General features: G+C 35.2%; 20 protein-coding genes, 1 pseudogene and 1 riboswitch. Of the genes and pseudogenes, 2 read left to right on the forward strand and 19 right to left on the reverse strand.

From position 1 onward, the window contains the following. Nucleotides 1-231 precede the first annotated feature (231 nt). The 7 genes from topB to M014_RS0112230 all read right to left on the reverse strand — a co-directional run bounded on the left by topB (nucleotide 232) and on the right by M014_RS0112230 (nucleotide 9,123). Nucleotides 232-2,376, reverse strand: a complete 2,145-nt coding sequence (gene topB, locus M014_RS0112200; protein WP_026591986.1) for a DNA topoisomerase III — start codon at nucleotides 2,374-2,376, stop codon at nucleotides 232-234. 250 nt (nucleotides 2,377-2,626) lie between these two features. Then, nucleotides 2,627-3,910: an aminopeptidase P family protein gene (locus tag M014_RS0112205; protein ID WP_026591987.1), complete on the reverse strand. Its 1,284-nt coding sequence runs from the start codon at nucleotides 3,908-3,910 to the stop codon at nucleotides 2,627-2,629. A gap of 270 nt (nucleotides 3,911-4,180) precedes the next feature. Next, entirely contained in the window at nucleotides 4,181-4,384 is a 204-nt protein-coding gene (gene copZ, locus M014_RS0112210) for a copper chaperone CopZ (RefSeq protein WP_026591988.1), read from the reverse strand. A 20-nt stretch (nucleotides 4,385-4,404) separates the two neighbouring features. After that, nucleotides 4,405-6,801 (reverse strand): heavy metal translocating P-type ATPase, encoded by a 2,397-nt coding sequence (locus M014_RS0112215; RefSeq protein ID WP_026591989.1) that lies wholly within the window; start codon nucleotides 6,799-6,801, stop codon nucleotides 4,405-4,407. Nucleotides 6,802-6,813: 12 nt separating this feature from the next. After that, nucleotides 6,814-7,125 (reverse strand): metal-sensing transcriptional repressor, encoded by a 312-nt coding sequence (locus M014_RS0112220; protein WP_026591990.1) that lies wholly within the window; start codon nucleotides 7,123-7,125, stop codon nucleotides 6,814-6,816. Nucleotides 7,126-7,333: 208 nt separating this feature from the next. Continuing rightward, nucleotides 7,334-8,167, reverse strand: a complete 834-nt coding sequence (locus M014_RS0112225) for a YitT family protein (protein ID WP_026591991.1) — start codon at nucleotides 8,165-8,167, stop codon at nucleotides 7,334-7,336. A gap of 59 nt (nucleotides 8,168-8,226) precedes the next feature. Beyond that, entirely contained in the window at nucleotides 8,227-9,123 is an 897-nt protein-coding gene (locus M014_RS0112230; protein WP_026591992.1) for a LysR family transcriptional regulator, read from the reverse strand. Nucleotides 9,124-9,648: 525 nt separating this feature from the next. On the opposite strand from M014_RS0112230, the gene M014_RS0112235 reads away from it, so the two are divergent. Beyond that, nucleotides 9,649-9,879, forward strand: coding sequence for a DUF896 domain-containing protein (locus M014_RS0112235; RefSeq protein ID WP_026591993.1), 231 nt, complete (start codon nucleotides 9,649-9,651; stop codon nucleotides 9,877-9,879). Between the two features lie 141 nt (nucleotides 9,880-10,020). Here the strand turns inward: M014_RS0112235 and M014_RS0112240 are convergent, their stop codons facing one another. From M014_RS0112240 to M014_RS0112300, 12 genes are all read right to left on the reverse strand, one after another. Next, nucleotides 10,021-10,623, reverse strand: a complete 603-nt coding sequence (locus tag M014_RS0112240) for a nucleotidyltransferase family protein (protein WP_081811026.1) — start codon at nucleotides 10,621-10,623, stop codon at nucleotides 10,021-10,023. Nucleotide 10,624: 1 nt separating this feature from the next. Then, entirely contained in the window at nucleotides 10,625-11,575 is a 951-nt protein-coding gene (locus M014_RS0112245; RefSeq protein WP_026591995.1) for an XdhC family protein, read from the reverse strand. Beyond that, complete coding sequence (locus tag M014_RS0112250) at nucleotides 11,575-12,042, reverse strand: (2Fe-2S)-binding protein (RefSeq protein ID WP_026591996.1); 468 nt, start codon at nucleotides 12,040-12,042, stop codon at nucleotides 11,575-11,577. The genes M014_RS0112245 and M014_RS0112250 overlap by 1 nt, the downstream gene beginning before the upstream one ends. After that, nucleotides 12,042-12,878 (reverse strand): FAD binding domain-containing protein, encoded by an 837-nt coding sequence (locus tag M014_RS0112255; protein WP_026591997.1) that lies wholly within the window; start codon nucleotides 12,876-12,878, stop codon nucleotides 12,042-12,044. The genes M014_RS0112250 and M014_RS0112255 overlap by 1 nt, the downstream gene beginning before the upstream one ends. Next, on the reverse strand, nucleotides 12,865-15,216 hold the full coding sequence (locus M014_RS0112260) for a xanthine dehydrogenase family protein molybdopterin-binding subunit (RefSeq protein WP_026591998.1): 2,352 nt from the start codon (nucleotides 15,214-15,216) through the stop codon (nucleotides 12,865-12,867). The genes M014_RS0112255 and M014_RS0112260 overlap by 14 nt, the downstream gene beginning before the upstream one ends. Nucleotides 15,217-15,522: 306 nt before the next feature. Continuing rightward, entirely contained in the window at nucleotides 15,523-15,918 is a 396-nt protein-coding gene (locus M014_RS0112265) for a cytidine deaminase (RefSeq protein WP_026591999.1), read from the reverse strand. A gap of 40 nt (nucleotides 15,919-15,958) precedes the next feature. After that, complete coding sequence (locus M014_RS0112270) at nucleotides 15,959-17,260, reverse strand: pyrimidine-nucleoside phosphorylase (protein WP_026592000.1); 1,302 nt, start codon at nucleotides 17,258-17,260, stop codon at nucleotides 15,959-15,961. A 36-nt stretch (nucleotides 17,261-17,296) separates the two neighbouring features. Beyond that, nucleotides 17,297-18,478 carry a NupC/NupG family nucleoside CNT transporter gene (locus M014_RS0112275; protein ID WP_026592001.1) on the reverse strand — a complete coding sequence of 394 codons (1,182 nt, stop codon included), beginning with the start codon at nucleotides 18,476-18,478 and terminating at the stop codon, nucleotides 17,297-17,299. A gap of 111 nt (nucleotides 18,479-18,589) precedes the next feature. Beyond that, nucleotides 18,590-19,261, reverse strand: a complete 672-nt coding sequence (deoC, locus tag M014_RS0112280) for a deoxyribose-phosphate aldolase (RefSeq protein WP_026592002.1) — start codon at nucleotides 19,259-19,261, stop codon at nucleotides 18,590-18,592. Between the two features lie 209 nt (nucleotides 19,262-19,470). Beyond that, complete coding sequence (locus M014_RS0112290) at nucleotides 19,471-20,409, reverse strand: sugar-binding transcriptional regulator (protein ID WP_026592004.1); 939 nt, start codon at nucleotides 20,407-20,409, stop codon at nucleotides 19,471-19,473. 209 nt (nucleotides 20,410-20,618) lie between these two features. Further along, entirely contained in the window at nucleotides 20,619-20,780 is a 162-nt protein-coding gene (locus tag M014_RS29175) for a hypothetical protein (protein WP_155924331.1), read from the reverse strand. A 101-nt stretch (nucleotides 20,781-20,881) separates the two neighbouring features. Beyond that, nucleotides 20,882-22,708, reverse strand: coding sequence for an APC family permease (locus M014_RS0112300; protein ID WP_026592005.1), 1,827 nt, complete (start codon nucleotides 22,706-22,708; stop codon nucleotides 20,882-20,884). Between the two features lie 140 nt (nucleotides 22,709-22,848). Next, nucleotides 22,849-22,995: riboswitch (cyclic di-AMP (ydaO/yuaA leader) on the reverse strand. Nucleotides 22,996-23,364: 369 nt separating this feature from the next. Between M014_RS0112300 and M014_RS26870 the strand changes: the two are divergent. Further along, nucleotides 23,365-25,793 (forward strand): annotated as a pseudogene (locus M014_RS26870) (PAS domain S-box protein). Nucleotides 25,794-26,154: the final 361 nt, after the last annotated feature.

The following is a 26,154-nucleotide window of genomic DNA, read 5'->3' on the forward strand; positions in this document are numbered from 1 at the left end:
TGAGGAGGATGGAGCTTCTGACGTAGAGGTGTTTTTTACCTCGCAGGAAGAAGCGAAGCCACTGGAACTGGACAATGCTTTCGCTCAGTTTTGAGGTAAGGGTCTTACTACCCGCGAATAGCGGGATGAAAATTATGTAAACTATGCAAGAAACGAGGGAATATCTACTAGACCCTTTACACACAAATACTTAGAAAAAAAGGTGTTACGATATTATCGTAACACCTTTTTTCACTTTTCAAACACAAAGTTAATTTTATTATCTTTCCACTCTAGCTTCGCATCGAATGCTTTATCGTTTTTCTTAAACCCTTTAATTAAATCTGTCTGTTCACCTTTTAATAGCTTCGTCATATTTTTTTGTGAAATTGTTTTTCCTAATATTTTTTTGGAGATAGTGAAATCACATTGAGTTGTATTATAATTTGAACAACCGTAAAAAGTCGATTTATCAATTACATCCCCATCGCATTTTTTACATCTTCCTACTTTTTTACCTATTGTAAATTTCGATCCTTTTCGTTCAATTGACTCTACATTCAATCCAGTAAAATCCCATTTCTCAGACATTTCAATCGCATCTTCAATAATTTTCGCCGATAATTTTTTCGTTTGTTCCATAAAGGTTGCTGGTGAAGCTGTACCTTCTCCAATTTCAGCTAGACGCTGTTCCCACTTTGCCGTCATTTCTGGAGAAGCTAAAATTTTATCCCCAATTGCGGTAATTAATACTTTCCCTTTATCCATTGCGTATACTTGGTTTTTCTTAACATCAATATACTTACGATCTTTCAGCATTGTGATGATGCCAGCACGAGTTGCTTCTGTACCTAAACCTTCCGTCTTCTTTAATACTTTCTCAAGCTCTTCATTATCTAAGTACTTTCCAGCCGTCTTCATTAATGTAATGAGTTGTCCTTCTGTGTAACGCTTTGGCGGCTGCGTTTTTCCTTCTTTCACCTTCACCTTTACAACTTTTCCTTGCTCACCTTCTGCTACGATTGGAAGAATGGTTTCATCATCCTTATCATCTTGGAAAATAACTTTGCGCCAGCCTTCTTGAATTTGCTGTTTCCCTTTTGAAATAAATTCAGCACGGCCATCAACAAGTGTTGTAATCGTTGTATACTCAAAGATCGCAACCTCATAATGAGCCGCAATGAGACGCCTTATAATCATATCGTAAATTTTCTTTTCATCGCCAGATAGTTTACTTGGATTTGTCACTTGTTCTGTTGGAATAATTGCATAGTGATCTGTAACCTTCTTCTCATTCACATATCGCTTATTATTCATAATGGATTCAATCGGCGCTGGTAGTAACTCTTTATATTCATCAAACTGGCTTAACTTTTGTAAGATATCAGGAAACGTCGCTGCTTCACCTTGCGTTACATAGTTAGAATCAGAACGTGGATAAGACACAATTCCTTTTTGGTATAAAGCTTGCGTTATATCAAGCGTCTTTTTCGGCGAAAATTTAAATGCTTTATTCGCTGTTGCTTGCAGTGATGATAAGTTAAATAGAAATGGGGGCTGAAACTCTTTCCGCTCTGTTTTCATTTCCTTTACTTCGGCCGGTTTATTTTGGCAAAATGCTGCGATTTTATTCGCCATATCAGGATCTTTTAAACGGGACTCATTATCTTGCTCCCATTTTCCTTCATATTTCTTTCCCTCTATATTAAAAGTTGCAAACACTTCCCAAAACGGCTCTGATTTAAAGTTCTCTATTTCTTTTTCACGTTTCACAATTAAAGCTAATGTCGGCGTCTGTACACGACCAGCCGAAAACACATCATTCATTCCTTTTTTCTTTAACAAAATACTAAAGACACGCGATGCATTCATCCCAACCACCCAGTCGGCACATGATCGTGTGTATGCTTCATAGTACGTATTGATTGTATCTGCTTCATCAAGTAAATTTTTAAATCCCTGGTAAATCGCTTGCTTCGTTAAGGAGGAAATCCATAAACGCTTCATCGGTTTTTGCACGTTACAAAGATTGATAATATTTCGTACAATTAATTCCCCCTCGCGCCCTGCATCGCCTGCATGAATAATTTCTGTCACTTGCGGATTATGTAACAACTGTTTTACAACATTAAATTGCTTATACTTTGATTTTGTAACTTCAAATTGAAAGCGTTCCGGAATCATTGGTAATGTATCAAGTGACCATTTTTTCCACTCAGCGTGATAATGTTCCGGATTACATAACTGCGTTAAATGACCAATTGCCCATGTACAGTAAGCTCCATTTGGAAATAACTCATTTGCTTCCACTTCTAAATAACCATCTTTTCGGCGATATTTAAATTGGGAAACAAGGGCCAAACCTTGATCTGGTTTCTCGGCAATAATTAATTTCATTTTATAACTCCCTATCTAAATTCCAGTATTGCTTCAATAATATCTCTTCAATTTTCATATAAACTCTTTAAAACCTTCACAAATTTTCACATATAAGTATAACCTACAACTTTGTATACTCTACTATAGACTTCTAATATTATACGCTTAATTTTAGTACCTTCACAATAGGAACTCATTATATAACATATTACTAAAAATTCTAAAACAACATGAAAAAGGCGCCACAAATTAGGCGCCTTCGTTCTTCTTATTTTGCAACAATCTGTCTATCCTTCACATTTGGATTGTGTACTCTCATGAAATCCTCAATCTCTTCAACAGTTCTTATTATATCTTTTGACAAGTTTTCATATCCATTTTCAGTAACTAAAATATCATCTTCAATACGAACTCCAATCGTTTCTTCCCCAATATACAAGCCGGGTTCCACTGTAATGACCATACCAGCTTCGAGCACTCGGTCTTTGTACGAACCTACATCATGAGTATCTAAACCAAGGAAATGGCTCACCCCATGATAATAATAGTTGGAGAGTTCGGAGTCTTCTTGGATTAAACCAATTTTCTTGCACTCTTCGGCGAGCACCTTTTTTGTATGTTCATTTAGTGCAGCAAATTTTAATCCCGGCCTCACGATCTCAATTGTTTCCCTCAGTGCTTTTAACACAATATTATAAATCTGTTTTTGGCGATCTGAAAATGTTCCACTTACAGGGAACGTATAACTGATATCAGCATTGTAGTAATCTTTCTGAGCTCCAAGGTCAAGCAGTACAAGATCGCCTTTATTAATTTTGGAATCATTGTCCTCATAATGCAGCACTGTTGCATTTTTCCCACCTGCTAAAATCGTATTGAATGCATGATTCTTAATACCAGCTGATTTTAGTGTAAAATCAAAATGAGCTTCTAATTCATATTCCATCTGGTCCTCTTTCGCATGCTTAAGTACATTGTAAATACCTTCTTTTGTAACCATAATTGCTTCTTTTATCTTTTCAATCTCTTCCTCAGTTTTAAATACGCGCAATTCAGATATATTCGGATAAACGTTCCCGATTGAAAGGTGTGGATAACGTTCCCTTACATGTTTAGCGAATGCTAATGTCCGTGTCTCTGTCCCTGCCCACTCACGACATTCTAAATCTAAATATACGTGTTTCACATGTTCTGTAAAAAACGTTCGCGCAATTGATGATTCAAAACTGTCTAAGTACACAATCGTTTTTATACCTGAAATAGCTTCTGCTTCTTCTTTTGAAATTGTTTTGCCTACCCATTTTTCAAGAACTGGATCTGCCTTCTCAATAAAAAGCATTTCTTCTACTGTTTCGCCTACTTTTTTCAACACAAAAATAACGTTCGCCCCATCAATACCGGTCATATAATAGAAGTTTCTGTTTGGCACAAATGTATAAAGGTAATCAGCCGACTTATGAGGCGCCTGTCCGGCAAATAGAATCGTAACAGATTCATCCGGCAATGTTTCTGCTAACCTTTTTCGATTTTCAATAAAAAATGATTGCTTCATAACAATCCCCCTTAAGTTCTATGAATCTCCTTAAAACTGTCTATCCAGTTTATTTAATTGTATTATCGTTATAATTTTCCGTCAATTCAATACCTATCGATAGACTCGAACAGGTCGAGATAAATGATGACACAAGACTGTTTTTCATAGCCTAATACTTAAAAATATATTGCACTTCTTAAATGAAATAATAATACAATACCAATCACAAATTAAAAGGCCACTTTTTCATAAAGTGACCTTTTTGTAAAAAACGATTGAAATTACCTTTTACTCCACATCATATCCTTGATCTTCAATAACTTCTTTCATTTTTTCTACATCTACTTTTGTATCATTATACTCTACATTTACAGTTCCCTCTTGTAAATCCACTTCAACATTTTGTACTCCTTCTAACTCCGTAAGTGCATTTGTTACTGACATTTTACAGTGATTACATGTCATTCCTTGTACGTTTAATGTGATTGTCATAATAAATTCCTCCATTTAATTTATATTTTAACGCGTTTCAAGCGAAGCGCATTAGTCACAACAGATACTGAGCTAAATGCCATCGCTGCCCCTGCTACCCAAGGTTCTAACAATCCAGCCGCAGCTACAGGAATTCCAATTGCATTATAAAATAAAGCCCAAAATAAATTTTGACGAATATTTTTCATTGTCTTACGACTTAACTCAATTGCTTTTGATATATGAGATAAATCCCCACCAACTAGAGTAACATCTGCTGCTTCAATCGCTACATCTGCACCAGTTCCAATGGCCATACCGATATCAGCTTTCGCAAGAGCTGGTGCATCATTAATACCGTCTCCCACCATTGCCACTCTTTTTCCTTGCTTTTGTAAATCATCTACAATTTTAGCTTTATCTTCTGGTAATACCTCTGCGTATACATGATCAACATCAACTAGCTTCGCAATCGCTTCAGCTGTACGTTTATTATCCCCCGTCACCATGTATACTTCAATTCCTATTTCTTTTAATGTTTGAATCGCATACTTTGAGCTTTCTTTTACTGTATCAGCTACAGCGATAATTCCAGCAAGTTTCCCATCAATTGCGACAAGCATTGCTGTTTTACCTTGATACTCTAATTCTTTCATGACTTCTTCATGCTTTGATATTTCCACTAATTGTTCATTCATTAATTTACGTGTTCCAACAAGAACCTTTTTGTCTTCAATATTTGCCTCAATACCATGACCTGGAATTGCTGAAAACTGTTTTAAATCTTTCAATCTAATTTCATTTTTCTTTCCATATTCAACAATAGCATGTGCTAATGGATGTTCAGAAGCACTTTCAGCTGAAATAGCATAATCCAGCATGCCTTTTTTAAATTCTAGTACATCAGTAACTTCTGGTTTCCCTTTTGTTACTGTTCCCGTTTTATCAAGTAATACCGCATTGATTTTATGCGTTCCTTCTAAGAATTCACCTCCTTTAAATAGAATTCCTTTCTCTGCTCCCTTTCCTGTGCCAACCATAATAGAAGTTGGTGTAGCCAGACCTAACGCACACGGACAAGCGATGACAAGGATCGCAATTCCAACTTCCAATGCTTTTGGTAAATCCCCTGGTGTGATAAAGAAATACCATACAATAAAAGCAATTAAAGCAATAACTACAACAATTGGAACAAAAATACCTGAAATGATGTCTGCTAATCTCTGAATAGGTGCTTTAGAGCCTTGAGCTTCTTCAACAATTTTAATAATGCCTGCTAAAGCTGTATCTTTCCCAACCTTGTCAGCCCTAATAGTCAGAACACCATTTGCATTAATAGTCGCGCCGATAACAGCGTCTCCCTCTTTTTTATCAACTGGAATAGATTCTCCAGTAATCATAGACTCATCAACAGAAGATATCCCCGAGATTACAATACCATCTACGGGTATTTTTTCACCTGGTTTTACAATAATCGTATCTCCAATAACTACTTCTTCAAGTGGTATTCGTATTTCTTGACCATCACGTACAACAAGTGCATCTTTAGCCTGTAAACTCAATAATTTAGAAATTGCTTCTGTTGTACGCCCTTTGGCTAATGTTTCAAAATATTTCCCAACTAGAATTAATGTAATTAAAACTGCACTTGTTTCAAAATAAAGGTCAGGAACATATGCAGAATTACTCAATGTTTTCAATGCTTCATATAAGCTATAAAAGTAAGCTGCTGATGTTCCTAAGGCAACTAGTACATCCATATTCGCACTTTTGTTTCTAAGAGCACGATAAGCACCTACATAGAAATGGCCACCAATATAAAATTGAACCGGTGTTGCTAGTAGAAGTTGAAACCATGGATTCATTAAAATATGCGGCATTGGTAGACCTGTATCAAATGGCATATGCCCAAGCATTGTATAGAGTAAAGGTAAAGACAAAATAATAGAAATAATAAGTTGACGCTTCTTCTCCTTAATTACCTCCTCTTTTCTCTCTGAATGATCTACATCTTCACTACGTATTTGCCCCTTATACCCTGTCTTCTTTATTTTTTCTAAAATATTTTCTGTAGAAATTAAACCTTCATTATATTCTACAACCGCACTGTTTGTAGCTAAATTAACAGTTGCATTCGAAACTCCTTCCATTTTGTTTAGCACTTTTTCAATTCGGGTTGCACAAGCTGCACATGTCATTCCTTCAATATCTAAAGTAACTTTTTCCTCTGCTACGTTATAGCCTAGTTTTTCAATTTTATTTTTTATATTTGAGATTTCTTGTTTTGATGAATCATATTTAATACTTGCTTTTTCCATAGCTAAATTTACGTTAGCTTCTACCCCCTCCATTTTATTTAGTACTTTTTCAATCCGGGTTGCACAAGCTGCACATGTCATTCCTGTAACTCCAAGCGTAACATGTTTTTGTTTATCCATTGTATACCCCTCCTATTTTGAAAACTGTTTAATGACACTCATTAATTCTTGAATAGATTCATCTCCATTCCCTTCATGAATTGCCTTTGCTACACAATGTTTTGTATGACGTTCTAATAATGAAAAACCCACCTTATTTAAAGCTGCATTAATCGCTGAAATTTGGATTAAAATATCAACGCAATAACGATTATCTTCAACCATTTTTTGAACACCACGTACTTGACCTTCAATACGCTTTAAACGTTTTATAACATTTTGAATTTCCTCTTCTGTTCGAGGAACCATTTTTGAATTTGTTTCATTACCTTCACAATGCCCCATCCATACCACCTCAGTTATAGTAATCATCGTTCTTCAAATACATTATACGGGTAAGGGGTATAAAATGCAACTGGATATAATCCTATTTTTGAATTTTTTCAAACATATACCCCTTCAACCTACAAAAAGAAGCCTACTGTTATCAGTAGGCTCTTAAGTATTTCTATCCTATAACAAACACAATTATTGTAACGCTTTTTGTATATTTTTAACTCGCTTTAAAGCCACCACCTAATACATCACGTACATCATGAATAACAACGAACGCATTTTCATCTTTTTGGCTCACGACTTTCTTTAATTGCATAAGTTCTTGTTTATTAATGACAATATATAATACTTCTTTGTTATTTCCTGTGTAACCGCCCTTTCCATCTAATACTGTGACACCTCGTGTCATATTCTTCATAATTGATTCTTTGATCATGTCTGGATAGTTTGAAATAATTGTTACAGCAGTCTTTGTATTCAATCCTTCTACAATAAAATCAATAACCTTTGCACCTATAAATACCGCTACCAGCGTATACATAGCCTTTTCCTGTCCGATAATAAATACTGAACCCGCAATAACTACGATATCAATAATTAATACACCTTTCGCAACGCTCCAGCCTAAATATTGGTTTGCTAGTTGTGCTATGATTGCAGATCCACCTGATGTACCACCTGCACGGAACATAAACCCTAAACCGATTCCAACAAAAACACCAGCGAAGAGAGCCGCTAATAATGTATCATGATTTACTGGAGTCGCAATATCTTCTGTGATATATAAAAAGAAAGATGAAGATACAATACCAAGTATTGTATATACCATTGTTTTCTTATCAAAAAATTTATACCCAATTGCAAGTAATACTGCATTTATTATAAGGTTTACAGTACCTGGTGACCAATCGAACAGATAATATGTAATAACTGTCAGTCCGATAATTCCACCTTCAGATAATCGATTTGGAATAGCAAAAAAGTTAATTCCAATCGCAAACAATAATGATCCAATTACGACAAGCGCTATTTCTTTTACTCTTTCGTTCATTACTTTTCCCCCTACCTATCCAATACATATGTTTTTCAGCCTAATTTCATCTCAGAGAATCAAGAGAATTTTTTCCATTTCTCTGCATGCTTTTCTATCATTTCAATTAATTTCTTCATTGCAGGAGTTAACCATTTACTTTTATGATATGCCAATTCAGTAGTAACGAAATCTTCACTATACTTCCATGGTAATACACTTAGCTTACCCTGCTCGATTTCTTCTTTTACCGTTATAAACGGTAAATAAGATATCCCTAGCCCACACATAACAGTTTGCTTAATCGCTTCAATACTCCAAAAATGAATATGAGAACAATTAATACCATCTTCTTTAATTCGTCTTTCTAACAAATCTCGATAACTCCCTGGCTCTGTAAGTAACAACATTTCCCCTTCTAAATCAGCAGGATCAACGTTCATTTTTTTCGTTAAGGGATGTCTCGGCGGAGCAATAAGTACAATCTTCTCTTGAACAAGAGAATGAGTAACGATGTCTGCCCCAAGTTGTTCCGGATGTGTAAATAATGCGAAATCAAATTTCCCTGATTTTAATTCATTATGCAACTCTTGACTCTCTGATGGTTGTAAAATGATATGAACTTGTGGATACTTCCTTTTAAATTCATATAAAACAGCAGGTAATCGATAAATCATTAAAGATTCATTTGCTCCAATACGTATTGTTCCTGACGATTTACCGTTCATTTGAGATGATTCCAATGCTTCATTCGATAATTCTAATATTTTATGTGCATAAGAAAGCATATGCTCTCCTACCTCAGTTAAAATTACCTTTTTGCCAAGACGATCAAATAATGGATTTCCTATCTCTTCTTCTAATGATCTAATATGATTGGTGATTGTCGATTGCGTATATCCCAGTTGTTCACCAGCCCGTGTAAAGCCACCGCTTTCCGCTACAATAATAAAAGTTTTCAAATGGCGCAGCTCCATACTTACTCCTCCTGTTGTACGATCATTCTTTTGTGTTATATAAAGCTAAACTATAAATCCCTGATATTTTTCTTGTTATATTCATATTTCCATAATAATAAAAAAGATAATATGTAAATTACATAGTTTTCTTCTAAAGCGGAAATGTAGTCCAGTATTCACCAAAACACCAATAAAAATAATAATTCTCATGAAATTAGTTGGTTTTAGTAACAACCTCATTATATTTTCAACTTAATCAATGCTCTAAAAAAGCATTAATTCCTATACTCATGAAAAAGCCGCTTCTTTGCACTCACCTAATCGCTATTATATATTTAGAATACAAATAAATAAAATGAATTATTTTAATAGAAATCATTTATAAAAATGATGGATGAATCTAATGTAGCACAGTTAGACACTCTTCTTGGAGAAAAGAATGTCTTTTTCATTTACAACTATTGACATAATCAAAAAGAAATATTAAAATAACTATAAATTAGTAAGTTACTAATTTATAGTTAAATAACAGAGGTGAAGAAAATGAAACATATATTATTTCGTATTAATGAATTGGCAAAAAAAGAAAGAATTTCAGGACTTCAAGAAATTGAAAAACAAGAACAGCAAATGTTAAGACAAAGCTACATGAAGGAATTTCGCGGGAGTTTAGATTCCATTTTATTAAATACAACGATTGTAGATCCTAACGGAGAAAATGTTACTCCACTTGCTTTACAGCATGCACAAAATCGTATGAACGTTAAAAAATGAGATCTAAGATCGATGCAAACGACCAATTTTACAAAATCGTATCAACATAAAAAGAGCCCAATTTCTAAATTGAGAAATTTTGGCTCTTTTTATAGTATAGACATAGTTTCATACGTACTACATTGTGATTTAAACACCATATCATTCCTCATATTCTTGTCTCACCTGTTGATAATTCCCCCATGTATCTACATCAAAAAACATTCTCTCACTTTCCGACAACAATGAAATTCCATTTATCGTAGGCTTCATAAAAATCGCGCGTGCTCCTTCATCCCCTTTCAACGTTTGAAAAAGTGGAAATACTTTCTTTGTAAATAAAACAGGCGGTTGCCTTATTCCCCTATAACTCGCTGCTACAAAATGAATGTTTTTATTTTGCTCATAGCAACCTATTATCTTATTAATAAATTCAGCTGTCACAAATGGTTGATCAGCCAGAAGGACCATCACTCCATCAACATTCATTCGTTTCGCCTTCTCAATACCGCATTGAAGAGAGTACGACTGTCCTCTACAAGCATTTGGACAAGAAAGAATGTGCACATTTTCACGGTGCATTCTTTTTAACATCCAAGCAGGCTCATTCGTAACAACAATAATATGTGAGAGCCTTGAAGAAATTGCTGCTTGTAACGCTAGGCTCCCAAGTGGTTCCCCTTGTAATGGAAGGTGTAACTTGTGTATTCCGGGTCCCATCCTCCGACTGTTTCCAGCAGCTAAATATATACCAGCAATCTTAATTTTACTTCCCCCTTAATTCTTGAACAATTTCAGCTATAATACTAATCGCAATTTCAGTTGGTCCTTTTCCACCAATCGCAAGCCCTACCGGAGAATGAACGTTTTTAGGTATCGCCTTTCCTTCTAACAGACGAGCAGTGCGATGACGTGGACCTAGAATACCGATATAGCGAACACATTGTTCCAATAAAAGTTCGATCAATTGTTGATCACGCTGAAAATGGTGAGTCATAATCACAACAAAATCTTCTTTGCTTAATAGAAGTTGTGGTACAACCTCTTTTGGAAATCCACTTATACAAACATCTGCACTCGGAAAACGTGCAGCATTACATAGCGATTCTCTCCAATCACAGACTGTTACAAAAAAGTTTACTTCTTTTGCAAACCGAACAAGCGGTTTTGCATCCTCGCCTGCTCCAAAAATACAAAGCCTTGGCTTTGGTGTAAAGTGTTGATAAAACCATTTACCGTGTAAACCATGTAAGGAATGAATTGGAAACAAAACTTCCTCATTCCCAAACGTGTCACCATTCTCACTAATAAATAAAGTCTGTATTAAAGAAATATTTTTTATCATTCGAACTGAAATACCCTTCTTAAGGTATTCATATAGTGTTTGCAAAAAAACTTTGTACTCTTCATCTATATACTCAACTAATATATGAATGATGCCATTACATCCCATTCCCCAAGATAAATCATCTTCTGCCCTCGTATTAAATTGATGAATAGACCATGTTTGATTCTCCATTACTTCGGCTGCATAAATAGAAACCTCTTCTTCTAAACAACCTGCACTTAATATTCCGACTTTTGTTCCATCTTCACAAAAAAGCATGATAGTTCCCTCTTTACAATATGCAGAACCTTCCACATGAATAATAGTTGCTACAGCACACCGTTGTTCACATGATAGTAGGGCTTCTAGTACAGTATGAATAGAAGTCATTATTGATTCTCCCGTTTCTTTTGTAAGACAGATTTCACAGCTTCTTCAATTTCTTGATAACTTGTGCACCGGCAAATATTAGAACTTAACCATTCTTCAATAACTGAATCATCCATGTCCATTTTTTTTGTAACGAGCGCATGACAATTTATAATAAATCCAGGCGTACAATATCCACACTGAAAAGCCCATTTGTCTTCAAAAGCTTGCTGAATAGGTGTTTCCCGTAAGCCTTCAATCGTTGTAATCCGCTTACCAATAGCTTCTACGGCTAACATAATACAAGACTTAATTGGTAGCCCCTCAACAAGAACGGTACAAGCACCACAATCACCGTTTTCACATCCTGGTTTAGCTCCAGTTAGACCGAGGTTATGTCGTAATGTATATATTAACGTATCTGCCATTCTGACAATCACTTCTCTATCTTCCTCATTCACATGAAGAATAAATTGTCCCTTTCCCATTACTTCACCCCTTTAAGCTTCATCAGCACATCATAAAGCACATGTCGCAAAATAAATATACGATAAGCACGCGAACCTCGTATATCATCTAATATAGGTGCAGGAATATGAAAAAGGACGTGCTCAATTCTCTTCTTAACTGGTATACTTCCATCATTTAGCACCGATTCTACCGCGAGCGACCGAAATGGAAATGCGCACAATCCACTAAATGCGATTCGAATATTTTCATCACTTTTTAACGCAGCAACCGTTACAAGTGGGTAATCAATTTTCTCTAATTGTCTTTTTTTTACACTGTAATAAGGAGATTCTATATATTTTTGATCAGTAATAATTTGTACAAGAAACTCTCCTTTTTGCAATTGTAACTTCTCAATAAAGGCCTCCTGTGCCCTTATATATTTCACACCTTCTTTTCCTGCAACAACAAATGTACTATCCGCTAGTAAAAATGGGAGTACCGCTTCTCTATATATAATTTTCCCTGCAATGTTGCCACCAAGCGTAATTTTATTTCTTGCTGTGTGGTCTGCAGCTCTTCCGGCAGTTTCTCCAAGAAGAGGGAATACTTTTTCCTCTTGAACTTTTGTTAATGTTAATGTAGCTCCTAGAATAAGCTTTTGGCCATTCCATTCACAAATGTTACATTCGGGAATATCTTTTAAATCAATGACCGCTTTCGTGACAATTTGTTGCAGACGCCCCATTGTAATAATTTCAGTGCCTCCTCCATAATAAATAGGCCTCTTTTCCTCTTTATCCAGCTGATGAAATAATCGGATTGCTTCTTCAATAGAATTTGGACGATAATATTCAAAGTCAAATGGTATCATATACACCATTCTCCTTTGTTTGTTTTACTTTCCAAATCAATTCAGGATTAATAGGTAATTGACGAAGTGAAATACTAGCTGCAATAGATAACGCATTCGCTAAAGCAGCGGGCATACCGATAATTCCATGCTCACCAAGCCCTCTTGATCCAAATGCAGCTTGATCATGCGGTACTTCCACAAATTCAGCAATGTATTTTGGGTGTTGCCCATAATGCATCACTTTATAAGAACGAAACTGATTATTAAGAACTCTCCCATACAAGTCATAGTGAAATGTTTCTCTCGTCGCAAAACTTAATCCCATACTCATAGCCCCTATAATTTGTGTTTCTGCTCCCTTTCTATTTAAAATCCTTCCTGCATCTGCAACCGTTACTGCTTTTATTAATTTATATGTATATACTTGTGGATCAAATTCTACCTCGATTGCCTGTGCGCCCACTCCCCATTCAGGTCCACCTTGTCCTTTTCCTGTCTCATAATCAATCTTCGTAATCCCTTCAAATACATAAGCACCTCTGCCAATTATCGGCGAACCATACACATTTCCACTCGAATCAACATATCCAAAAACAATCTTTGAAAATGATACATACATATCTGGGTTTGTTTTTACATATACAACTTTATTCTTAATTGCTAACTCATGCACTGGTATTCCAAGTATATTAGCTGCTGTATCTAGTAACTGCTTCATTGCATCTTCAGTCGCTTTTACAACTGCATTTCCAACGAGATGTGTCGTTCGACTAGCAGCTGTTTTCCAATGTTTTGGCGCTATTTGTGTGTTGACTTCCATCATAATAGATACATCTTTAACTTTCATATTCATTTTTTCTGCAACCATTTGTGTTAAAGTTGTTTTCGTTCCTTGCCCAATTTCAACTGCACCACAATTAATATTTACACTCCCATCACCATTAAAAGTTATAGTCGCACCCGCTCCAGCATTATTAGGTGTCGTCGAATTTTTCCAAAAGCAACTAATTCCTTTTGCTCGTATCCTTCCATTTGATAAAATAATTCGATTCCCTTCTTCCCAATTAATAAGCGACTTTAACTTTTGTATACACGCCTGAATATCCCCTGTATTACTTTTAGTGACCGTTACTTGTGTTGGTGTTGTATCTCCTTGCTTAATTGCATTTTTCATACGAAACTCGAGCGGACACATATCTATTTTATTTGCCAATATATCTATCATTCTTTCAATTACAAATGTATACTCAGCATGACTAAACCCACGAAACGATGTCGCATATGTATGATTCGTGTACATACAAAGCGAATCACAAGATACATGCTGAATTGAGTATGGACCTGTACAATCTAATCCGGCCGCTTTACTCATAGTCACTGCCCGATCAGCATACGCACCGCCATCAAATAAATATAAAATCTCTGCTGCTTGTAATTTCCCATTCTTTGTACATCCAAGCTTTACTTTTGCTTGTAAACCAATGTGAACAGGCGACGTTACAAAATCTTCTTCTCTACTATTCCGAAGAGTAACACGCCTCCCATCCACTGCTTTGGAAGCAAGATATACTAAATACTCAAGTTGTACCGTTGTTTTCCCACCATACGCCCCTCCAACTAAAGGCACATGTACAATTATTTTTTTCTCATCAATTTGAAACGCTTTACTAAGTAATCTTTTAATTTCAAAAGGTGCTTGCGAAGTAGAATGAATAATAACCTCTCCATTTGGCTTAATTTCTGCTTTCGCACATCGCGTCTCCATTGCAGTATGATCAGATTGCCGAAAAGAAAACGTTTCCTCTACAACAACTTCGCTATTTGCAAACCCTTCTCGAATATCTCCCTTACGAATTTTCGTCCGATTTGCAATGTTTGTATGTGCTTCTGGATATACTTCTTCTTCTAATTCATATTGTTCTACGTTTTCATGTACGAGTATATCTCTTTCTAAATAGGCTTGTAGCGGGGCATGAACCACAGGAAGTTTCTTATATGTAACACGTATTTGCGCTGAGGCATGTTTAGCAATCGCCTCGCTATCCGCTACAACAAGTGCTATAGGCTCACCAAAATACCGAACTTTTTCATAGGCTAACAGGGGACGATCTACAATACTAGAACCGACAAGAATAGGATAATCTGCTCCTGTTATCACAGCATGAACACCCGGGATTTCCTTTGCTCTCCTTATATCAATACTCTCAATAACAGCATGTGCATATACACTTGTTAAGAGTTTTGCATATAAAGTACCTATCTCAATCTCGTCATCTACATATTTTACTCTTCCCGTTACTTTGTCGGCACCTTCTTTTCGTTTAATACTTTTTCCAATGATGTGATACGGTTTCATTTTAGACCTCCCTTCTTTCTACTCTTCTACCAGCCTATTCGTAGCTCCCCTCGTTTAGTACGAAACTCTTTATAGATTCGCCTAACCTTGTGGACAGTTTACGAGGTTGAAATAGCTAAGAAGCAGACAGAAAGAGTACTCCTGCAAAACGGTCGATCCAACCCCAGCAAATTCTCATTTAAATAGAAAAATGTCTTTCCTAAACAGAATCTCAACGCTTAATTAAAAACCTATTCTTCACACAAAAAAAGAAGCTCTCCCAACATATGAATTTTAGGACAACTTCTTTCTCTTATTCATTTGAAATTAGATTAAATCCTCTATCGAAAAAGCACCTGGAAGCAATTGTTCCACCGTTACTTCTTTTTCATCACCTTTTTGATTTGTTAATAAAACTGGCATTTTAGGATCACAAAACTCTGCAATGACTTGTCTACAAGCTCCGCATGGTGAAATAGGTCCATCTGTTTCACCTGTGATTACTAAATAGCTAAAATCGCGTTCTCCTTCTGATACTGCTTTGAATATAGCGGTTCTTTCCGCACAGTTACATAAACCATAAGAAGCGTTTTCAATGTTGCAACCAGTATAAATTTTACCTTCTTTCGTAACTAACGCTGCTCCCACAGGGAATTTAGAATACGGAATATATGCTTTTGACAACATTTTTGATGCTTCTGCAATGTATCTTTTTTTATCCATAACTATTTCCTCCTCAAAGTAAATTCCATGTTACTAATCATTAATCAGTAATAATTGTATGAATTAATTTTGGAGTTTCAGCCTTTTCTGATACAGAAATGTTTTCATAAATTTTAGCTTTTACATCGTCCACATTTTCACGATTTGCATAAATTGTAACAAGTGATTCCCCTTCTTTTACAACTTCGCCCACTTTTTTACGTAGCATTAAACCAACTGCTAAATCAATTTCGTCCTCTTTAGTTGCGCGGCCTGCTCCTAAAAGCATGGCAGCAATACCAATTTCATCTGCCACAATGTTAGAGACAACACCTGAAGTTTTAGCTGGCACATCAATTACATATTTCGCTTGTGGTAATTTTTCTGGGTAATCTACAATCGAGCTATCTCCGCCTTGGTTACTTAAAAACTCTTTGAATTTCTCAATCGCTTTTCCATTCTTCATAACTTCTTTCAACATTTCACGTGCTTCTTCTAATGTATCAGCCTTTTTACCAAGTACCACCATTTGACTACCTAATACAAGGACTAATTCCGTTAAATCTTCTGGACCTTCCCCTTTTAATGTGTCAATTGCTTCTTTTACTTCAAGAGCATTACCAATTGCAAAACCAAGAGGTTGTGACATATCTGAAATAACAGCCATTGTTTGACGTCCAACATTATTTCCGATTCGTACCATCGCATGTGCTAATTCTTTCGCATCCTCTTCTGTTTTCATGAATGCACCAGCACCTGTCTTAACATCAAGAACAATCGCATCAGCACCAGCTGCAATCTTTTTACTCATAATTGAACTTGCGATTAACGGAATTGAATTCACTGTTCCAGTAACATCACGTAATGCGTATATTTTTTTATCGGCAGGTGTTAAATTTCCTGTTTGCCCAATAACTGCAACCTTATCACGGTTCACTAAATCAATGAACTGCTCCTTCGTAATTTCAACATGGAAGCCCTCTACTGCTTCTAATTTATCAATCGTACCACCTGTATGTCCTAAACCTCGACCAGACATTTTTGCAACCGGTACATCTAAAGCAGCTACTAATGGTCCTAAAACTAATGTTGTTGTATCACCAACACCACCAGTTGAATGTTTATCTACTTTAACCCCTTCAATTTCCGATAAATCAATTGTTTCTCCAGAATTCACCATAGCCATCGTTAAATCAGCACGTTCACGGTCAGACATGTCTTTGAAAAAGATAGCCATTGCCAATGCACTCACTTGATAATCAGGTATTGATCCATCTGTATATCCTTTAATAAAGAACCCGATCTCCTCTGTTGTTAATTCTTTACCATCACGTTTTTTCGCAATAATATCTACCATTCTCATTTTAATCACCAATCCTTTTTATTTTCTATGAAACTTTTAGTATATTAAACCAACTATCGTTGCTGATAAGAAACTTACTAACGTTGCACCGAAAAGTAATTTCAAACCAAATTTTGCTACTACATTCCCTTGTTTTTCATTTAAGCTCTTAACAGCCCCTGCAATAATTCCAATTGAAGAGAAGTTCGCAAATGAAACAAGGAACACGGATATAATAGCTGTTGTTCTTCCAGAGAAATTAAAGTTACCTTGTGCTAAATCTGTCATTGCCACAAATTCATTTGATACAAGTTTTGTCGCCATAATATTACCTGCGTTAACAGCTTCATGCCAAGGAACTCCCATAATAAATGCAAACGGTGCAAATACATAGCCAAGAATTTCTTGGAATGAAATACCTATCGCTCCTTTAAAAATAGCATTGATGAAAGCGATTAAAGCAACGAAACCAATTAGCATAGCTGCCACTGTAATAGCAACTTTAAATCCATCAATTATATACTCCCCTAATACTTCAAAAAAGGTCTTTTTCTCTTCCTCTTGTACTTCTAACATATCTTCTTCTTCAGTAACCTCGTAAGGGTTAATGATAGAAGCAATAATAAATCCACCAAACAAGTTAAGTACTAAAGCGGTTACAACATACTGTGGTTTCAATAAAACCATGTATGATCCGACAATCGACATAGAAACTGTTGACATTGCAGATGCGCATAATGTATATAATCTTCTTTCCGATAATAAACCTAATTGTTTCTTAACCGAAATAAATACTTCTGATTGTCCTAGAATCGCTGAAGCTACAGCATTATACGATTCTAGTTTCCCCATTCCATTTATTTTGCTTAAAGCTAAACCAATCCCTTTTACAATGATCGGCAATATCTTAAAGTGCTGCAGGATACCAATTAAAGCTGATATAAAAACAATTGGCATTAATACTCCTAAAAAGAATGAAAATTCTTTTTGATTTACTAACCCACCAAACACGAAATTAACACCATCACCAGCATACTTTAACAATTGTCCAAAACCATCTGCAATCCCAGCAATCAATATGTTCCCGATGCTCGTATTTAATAGTAAGAAACCTAAAATAAACTGAAGCACAATCATTGTGATAATAGGGCGATATTTCACTTTTCTTCTATTATTACTAGCAAGCCAGGCGATGCCTAACACAATGATCAAGCCTATGATACCGATTACATATTTCATAACATTCTCCCTCCTTTTCCGTATCCGGTTACATATTTTTCAATTGTTAAAGCAATAGATACACCCTGCTCCTTGCAATATGTGTATCTATTACTTCTAAATCTTTATAAATTAGTAGTTATCTGAAGCGCCTTCTGTGTCATTTAATACAATTGCAACACTTGCACTTGCACCGATTCTAGAAGCCCCAGCTTCAATCATTTTCTCAGCATCTTCTCTTGTACGAACACCACCAGATGCTTTCACACCAACATTTGCTCCAACTGTTTTACGCATTAATGCGATATCTTCAGCAGTCGCTCCACCAGTTGAGAATCCAGTTGAAGTTTTTACAAAATCAGCACCAGCTTTTACTGACAATTCGCAGGCACGTACTTTTTCTTCATCTGTTAATAAACAAGTTTCAATAATAACTTTTACAAGTGCTTTTCCTTTTGCAGCTTGTACAACTTCGTAAATATCTTTTTCAACGAATTCATTATCGCCATCTTTTAAAGCGCCAACGTTGATTACCATATCAACTTCAGTCGCACCTTTTGCAATTACATCTTTTGTTTCAAATACTTTTGTTTCAGTTGTATTTGCACCTAAAGGAAAACCAATTACTGTGCAAACATCCACGTCGTGTCCTGCTAATTCTTCAGCTGCTAATTTCACCCATGTTGGATTAATACAAACAGAAGCGAAATTGTATTTTTTTGCTTCTTCTAAAACTTTCATAACGTCTTCTTTTTTAGTATCCGGTTTCAAAACTGTATGATCAATTAACTTTGCAATGTTCATTTTCTTCACTCCTCATATCTTTTAACAACTTCATTCTAACTCCACCTTGAACAAATGTAAACACACTTTTGAAATTTTGTTCAATTTTTTTTCGAGATAGTGCAATAAGTTTTTGAAATTGACACAAAAAGAGAGCTGCGATATTAACAGCTCCCTCATAAAGCACAAAATTTATTCATTCATAAAGTGAAACTTCCATTTTAACCTTTTTAATAATTTAAAAGCTCTTTCGCGGTATGCTGATCGATAATCAACACATTCGCATACCCTCCGCTTAACGCACCATCAATTGCCTTTACTTTTCTAGAACCTCCAGCAACAAGAACAGAACGTTTCTTTAGACGTAATTCTTCTAAATCAATTCCAATTGTGCGTTGATTAATTTCCTCGCTACAAATTTTACCATCTCCATCAAAGAAACGTGAACAAATGTCTCCAACAGCTTGTTCTTTCAATAGGCTCATTTCTTGTTTATCTAAATAGCCTAACCGAAACAATAAAGCTTCATCTCTAACAGTTCCGACTGTAAAAATCGCAATATCCGCTTGTTTTCCCATTTCAATAATATGGTGAATATGTCGATCCTGTTCCACTAATTCCTTTGTAACTGCGTTATCAAATATAACTGGAAGCGGCAAATTTCGAGGTGTTGTTTGAAAGGCATCTGCAAATAAAGCAATCGTTTCATTTGCATACGTATTAACACTTGAGTGACTAATACCTCCTTTTAATTGAACAACCTCTACCCCTTTTACATGTTGCGGCACAATTTTCCTTGCGATTTCATACATAGTGGTTCCCCAGCTCACACCGACGATATCACCATTTGTAACAGTCTTCTCCATGTATTCAGCAGCATACTTACTTATATACTCCGTAATCGCCGTGTACTCTGGTACAGGGGAAAATACGATGTGCACTTCTAATAAATTATATTTTTCTTTAAGTAGGTTACCTACATTATCTAAATCAGCAAATGGATCCGCTATATGAATTTGAACAAACCCTTTTTCTTTCGCATATTTTAACAGTCTTGAAATGGTTGGTCTGGAGATATTCAATTTATTTGCAATTTCTTGTTGGCTATAATCAGATTGGTAGTATAATCTTGCAACTTCAACGCTTAGTTGTTGTTTTTCTTTATCCATACTAACGATATGTCCTTCCTTACATTTTCTATACTCATATACATCGTACTTACAAGCATTATACCGCTTTATTCTAGAAAATTCGACCATCTGCCAACTTCCCAAAGATAAATCACTTCAAAATGACCGATTTATAGCGTGAAAATTCCCACGAATAAGTCTCTCTTTTTTCTCCTTACTACAACATATACGTTTTCTTTACTCTCTATTTATTTTACTTTTGCATCCTCATGTAATTTTTCTGTATAATTCTTGACATCCTGCCAGCTATCTCCTGCTGTATTCAGATCCTCTTTATAAACTACCCTCACCTTCACTTCGTTTAGAGAAGAGGTCTTCTCAGTTAAAATGATAAAAACTCGAAGATCCATAATTCCCTCTACTTTCGTAATCGACTTTAAAATGATGGCAAACAAGAAAAGGTAGCTCTACCTCAGTAAAGCTACCTAAGAAATTACTTATTTTCCAATCTTTATTTTTTCAAATGATACGGTACAGTCGTAATAACTACATTTCTCTTATAAAGCAAGAATGCACGAATCAATAAGCTCGACTGGTTATGAAGAATATTGTGCCAACCTTTTTTAGGAATAAATTGCGGTATTACTACAGTAACCCGATAATTTGATTCGCTAGCTTTATATTGAACTGTGTCAATAAATTTGGTTAGCGGCTGAATAATACTTCTGTAATGAGAGTGTAGTGTCACCAGTCTAACTTCAGGCTGCCATTTCTTCCATTTTTCTTCAAACTTCTTCTCATCTTCTCTTTCAAAAGAAACGTAAACAGCTATGACCTGATCTGGTGAAAGGGATTTAGCATAATTTAATGAGTTCTCTACTACATGAGTCATACCAGCAACAGGAACAATGATTACATTCCCTTCAATCGGCACAATTGGTTCACAGGTTTTAAGACTTAATTGATCTCCTACCGCTTCATAATGCTTTCTAATTCGATGAAAAACAATAATAATGACAGGTAAGAAAATTAAAACTGTCCAAACTTGTGCAAACTTAGTTAAAAAGAACATACTCATAACTATAAAACTAATAATAGCACCAGTTAAATTAATCGTTAATTTTAAGATCCATCCTTCAGGCTTTTCTCGAATCCATTTTACCACCATCCCTGACTGAGACAACGTAAATGGAATAAACACACCTACTGCATAAAGTGGAATAAGATGTTCTGTTTGCCCTTGGAAAGCACTAATTAAGAGAATTGAAGCAATTCCAAGTATGATAATTCCATTTGAATATCCTAATCGGTCTCCCCTAACTGTAAACATTCTAGGTATAAACTTATCTTTTGCAAGATTAACTGCTAGTAAAGGAAAAGCAGAATAACCAGTATTAGCAGCAAGGATTAATATCAACGCTGTTGTTCCTTGAATAAAGAAATACATGAAGTTCCGTCCAAATGTTTCTTCGGCAATTTGTGAAACAACTGTTACCTCTTTACTTGGAGTAATACCATAATAGTAAGCTAAAAATACAATTCCTGAGAATAACACTGCAAGTAATAGGCCCATCGCAAGTAACGTTTTCGCAGCATTTTTAGGAGCTGGATCTTTAAAGTTCGGAATAGCATTGGAAATAGCTTCAACACCTGTCAAAGCAGAACTACCTGATGCAAATGCTTTTAAAAGTAAAAACAAACTAATCCCTGCTACTGGTGTACCGATTGGTGTATGCAAATTAGGTGAGACTTCACCTGTTACAATGTTGTATATACCTACACCGATTAATATAAATAGCGCTAAAACAAATAAATAAACGGGATAAGCTAAAACAGAAGCTGACTCCGTTACGCCTCTTAAGTTCAAGATTGTAATAAATATGACAAATATGATTGCAATAACCACATTATGAGCATGTAGACTAGGAAAAGCAGATGTAATCGCATCTGTACCTGCAGATACACTTACTGCCACCGTTAAAATATAGTCTACTAATAAGGAACCTCCAGCTATTAACCCTGGATTCACCCCTAAATTTTCTTTTGATACTACATACGCTCCTCCCCCATGAGGATACGCAAAAATAATTTGTCTATAAGACAAAATTAGAGCTGTTAACAAAACTAATACTCCTATTGCGATTGGAATAGAATACCAAAATGCTAACGCACCAACTGCAGATAGAGCAATTAATATTTGCTCTGGACCATATGCCACTGATGACAAAGCATCAGAAGAAAGAATCGCTAATGCTTTCGTTTTATTAAGCTTTTGCTCTCCTAATTCAGTTGATTTTAACGGTCGACCAATTAAAAATCTTTTTATGGAAGAAACCACTGATCTTCACTCTCCAATAATTTTATGCATTTCTCTCTGTTAGTTCAGTAAAAAACGGACTTTTAAGAAAATAAAAAATGCCTACAAGTCCATGACGAATAAACTTGTAGACATCAATTTTTTTGTCGCACAAGCTCCACCTTCCTTCTCATATAACGCTTACGAGGTTAGCTGTCGGATTCGGGCCTGTGAGTAGCCCTACCTTTTTCAAGGATTCACCCCTTGGATTATGCACTAATCCATAAAAACGGGTCCCCCGTACCATGCGGTTTCAGCGATTTAGAAATTTGAAACTGTCGATTATAATACTCCCTTATTTAGAAAAAGTAAATACAAATTTTTAAATAAGGGCTTAAATTTTTAGAAATAGAACAGTTGTAATGATTTTGTAGGATTTTACTTCATCAATAAACATAATGGTCCTGATGCAAAATCATTTCATAAAAACATAAAGTCTACACAATATGTTCAAGTTTAAGAGATAACTAACAAGAGTTTTTGCACCATTACCAAATGATTTATATGTGCTATCTATTAATAAATTGACTTCACCTTTTCAAATAACAATATTCAAAACATCCAATCTGAAAACCCGTTTTATTTGTAGGATTTCCTTGCTTTTTGTCGAATACGTTCAATGAGAGGAGGAATATTACATGATCTTCAAAGGATTCTTCATTAATCTATCTATTTTTGCTTTCTTAGTTAGCTCAGCTATATTTATTCGAGTGTTGATTTTGAATATTCATTCTAAATTAAATCAGCTATATGGAGGAATAGTTGCCGGTATCATAGCTACTATTTTGATGGTCTTTAATTTTAAGCACATGGGATTGTTTTATGATCTCCGAATGGCTCCTCTTATAATTTCGTACATTTATTTTGGTCGTACGGCTGGTTGGATTACAATAACATTTATTATAATTATGCGTATTTTCTATCTTGGTGGTAATTGGGGACCATCTTTGATTGTTTCTTTAGGAATAGCTACTATATATACTATTTTTGAAACATATCTCAAGAAGCTTCATCCCTTTAAGAGAGTCTTTCTCTATCTAGCTGTTTACATAGCTATGATTCATTTGGTATTTGGATACTTTTTTCCTTCTATACCACTTATACTTTTTGACATTCAAGGTACATTATTTATATCTTCTGGACTATTGATCAGTATTTTTCTTATGGAGTCCTATCAAAAATTATATTATTTAACACAAAATTTAACTAAAGCGAATGAAACATTACAAGAATCAAAGCAAGAATTAAGGGATACCGTACATGAACTGCAAGGAGGTATTTTTAAGTTTAAAAAAGTGGATGGGAATTTTATTCATACTTTATGTGATGGACAGTTATTTTATCAACATGGTTTTCACTCTGAACAAGTGGTAGGGAAAAGTTTACCTACCATAGATTCTTCCATTGTTCCATTCCATTTAGTACCTCGACTACTAAAATATTATCAACAGGCATGGGATGGTAATGAAGTCACTTTCGAATTACCTTGGCCAAATGATGAAACTATTATTCTATTCTCTCTTAGGCCAGTTAAAAGAAAGGGAACAGTGATTGAAGTGGTTGGTTCTACTGTTGATATAACGAAAAGAAAAAATGCAGAAAATGAACTAAAGGTAACGAAAGAACGGTTGGAATCATTTATTAATCATAACGTAGATGCTATCACCATATTTGATTTAGACGGACACATGATACAAGCCAATAAAGCTTACGAAAAGATATTTGGATGGTCAGAAAAAGAAATCTTGGGAAAAAAATTACCTTGCGTACCAGATTTTTTAATGGATCAAACTTTAGAAACTATTAAAAATATTACCGCAAAAGATCCTGTTATTACTAAATTAGAAACAGTGCGACAACGCAAGGACAAAACTCTCATTGATGTAAGCTTGACAGTTTCACCCATTTTAGATTTACAGGGCAATGTAATTGCTTTATCAGGAATTTGTAGGGACATTTCTGAAAGAAAACAAGCAGAAAGAAAACTACAGCATCTACATCAACAATTAAAAGGCAGTGAGATGAAATACCGTGCACTTATCGAACAAGCAACGGATGCGGTATACGTAGTAGAGCTAAATGAGGATCAATTTCCAGTTCGATTTATTGAGGTAAATCCTGTTGGGTGCAAAAGATTTGGATATAGTAGAGAAGAACTTCTCTCGATGCCATTTCCTAGTACCGTTCCGCCAGATTCTCCAATGGTCAATAGAGTGATAGAGAAAATTAGAGATGGGCAAACTTCTTTCACTTTGCAAGATGAATTTGTTTTTCCAACAGGAAAAACAATAACAACTGAGTTTGGTGTCCGTGTTTTTAACTTGAATGGCAAAAACGTTTTCTTGAGTATCTCTCGAGATATCACTGAGCGGTTAAAAACTGAGGAGTTATTACGAAAATCGGAGAAACTTGCTGTAGTGGGTCAATTAGCCACTGCTATTGCCCATGAAATTAATAATCCTTTAACAGCAATGAAAGGATTCATGCATTTACTAAAATCAACAGAAAATAAGAACAATAAGCATTATATAGATATCGTGTTATCAGAGATTGAGCGAATAGACAGTATTACCAATGAATTTATGGCGCTAGCAAAACCTCAGGCGTTAGAAATTAAAACAAATGATCTTGGCAAAGGACACAAGTTGTAATGATACTTCAGCCTCAAGCAATGATGAACAACATACAAATTACAACTGAGTTTACATCTAATACTTCATTCATCCTTTGTGAAGGGAATCAATTAAAGCAAGCTTTTATAAATATCTTAAAAAATGCGATTGAAGCAACTCCAATGGGAGGGGAAATCTTGATTCAAATCGAAGATGTACCAGATAAAAACCAGGTAAACATTCGATTTACTGATTACGGGTGTGGAATTGAAAAAGATCGTATACCTTATCTAGGAGAACCATTTTATAGTATCAAAGAAAATGGTATCGGTTTAGGATTAATGATCTGTTATAAAATTATCGAAAAGCACCAAGGAAAGATACTTATTGAAAGTGAAGTAGGCAAAGGAACGACAGTTAATATTAATCTTCCTATATCTACTCTCGAAAATTAAAGCTCTTATTCATCTTCTTAGGTACACCCTTTCACCATGAAATTTAAAATAAACATATCTCAAAAGCAAAAAGTTTCTTTTCTATAGTTTAGAATAAAGAAACTTTTTTGCTTTTAAATATTATGGATAGATTTAATATACACAACTCCTTCCCTTACTTTAATAGATCCTGATATATTTCGTTGATATTCCTGCTCTAAAGACTATTTCACGGAAGAAACTCCATTAAAGGAGCCTCGATGGTGCCTTTCAGGAAATACTTTGGTTGCATATGGAGCGAAGCTTTTCAATCTCCTTCATTTATCTGATTCTCCTTATTTTCTTGTAGCGATGTGAATGTTAAATTATAATTTAAGGTAGT

It is taken from the genome of Bacillus sp. UNC437CL72CviS29 (assembly GCF_000482345.1).
Taxonomy (GTDB): domain Bacteria; phylum Bacillota; class Bacilli; order Bacillales; family Bacillaceae_G; genus Bacillus_A; species Bacillus_A arachidis.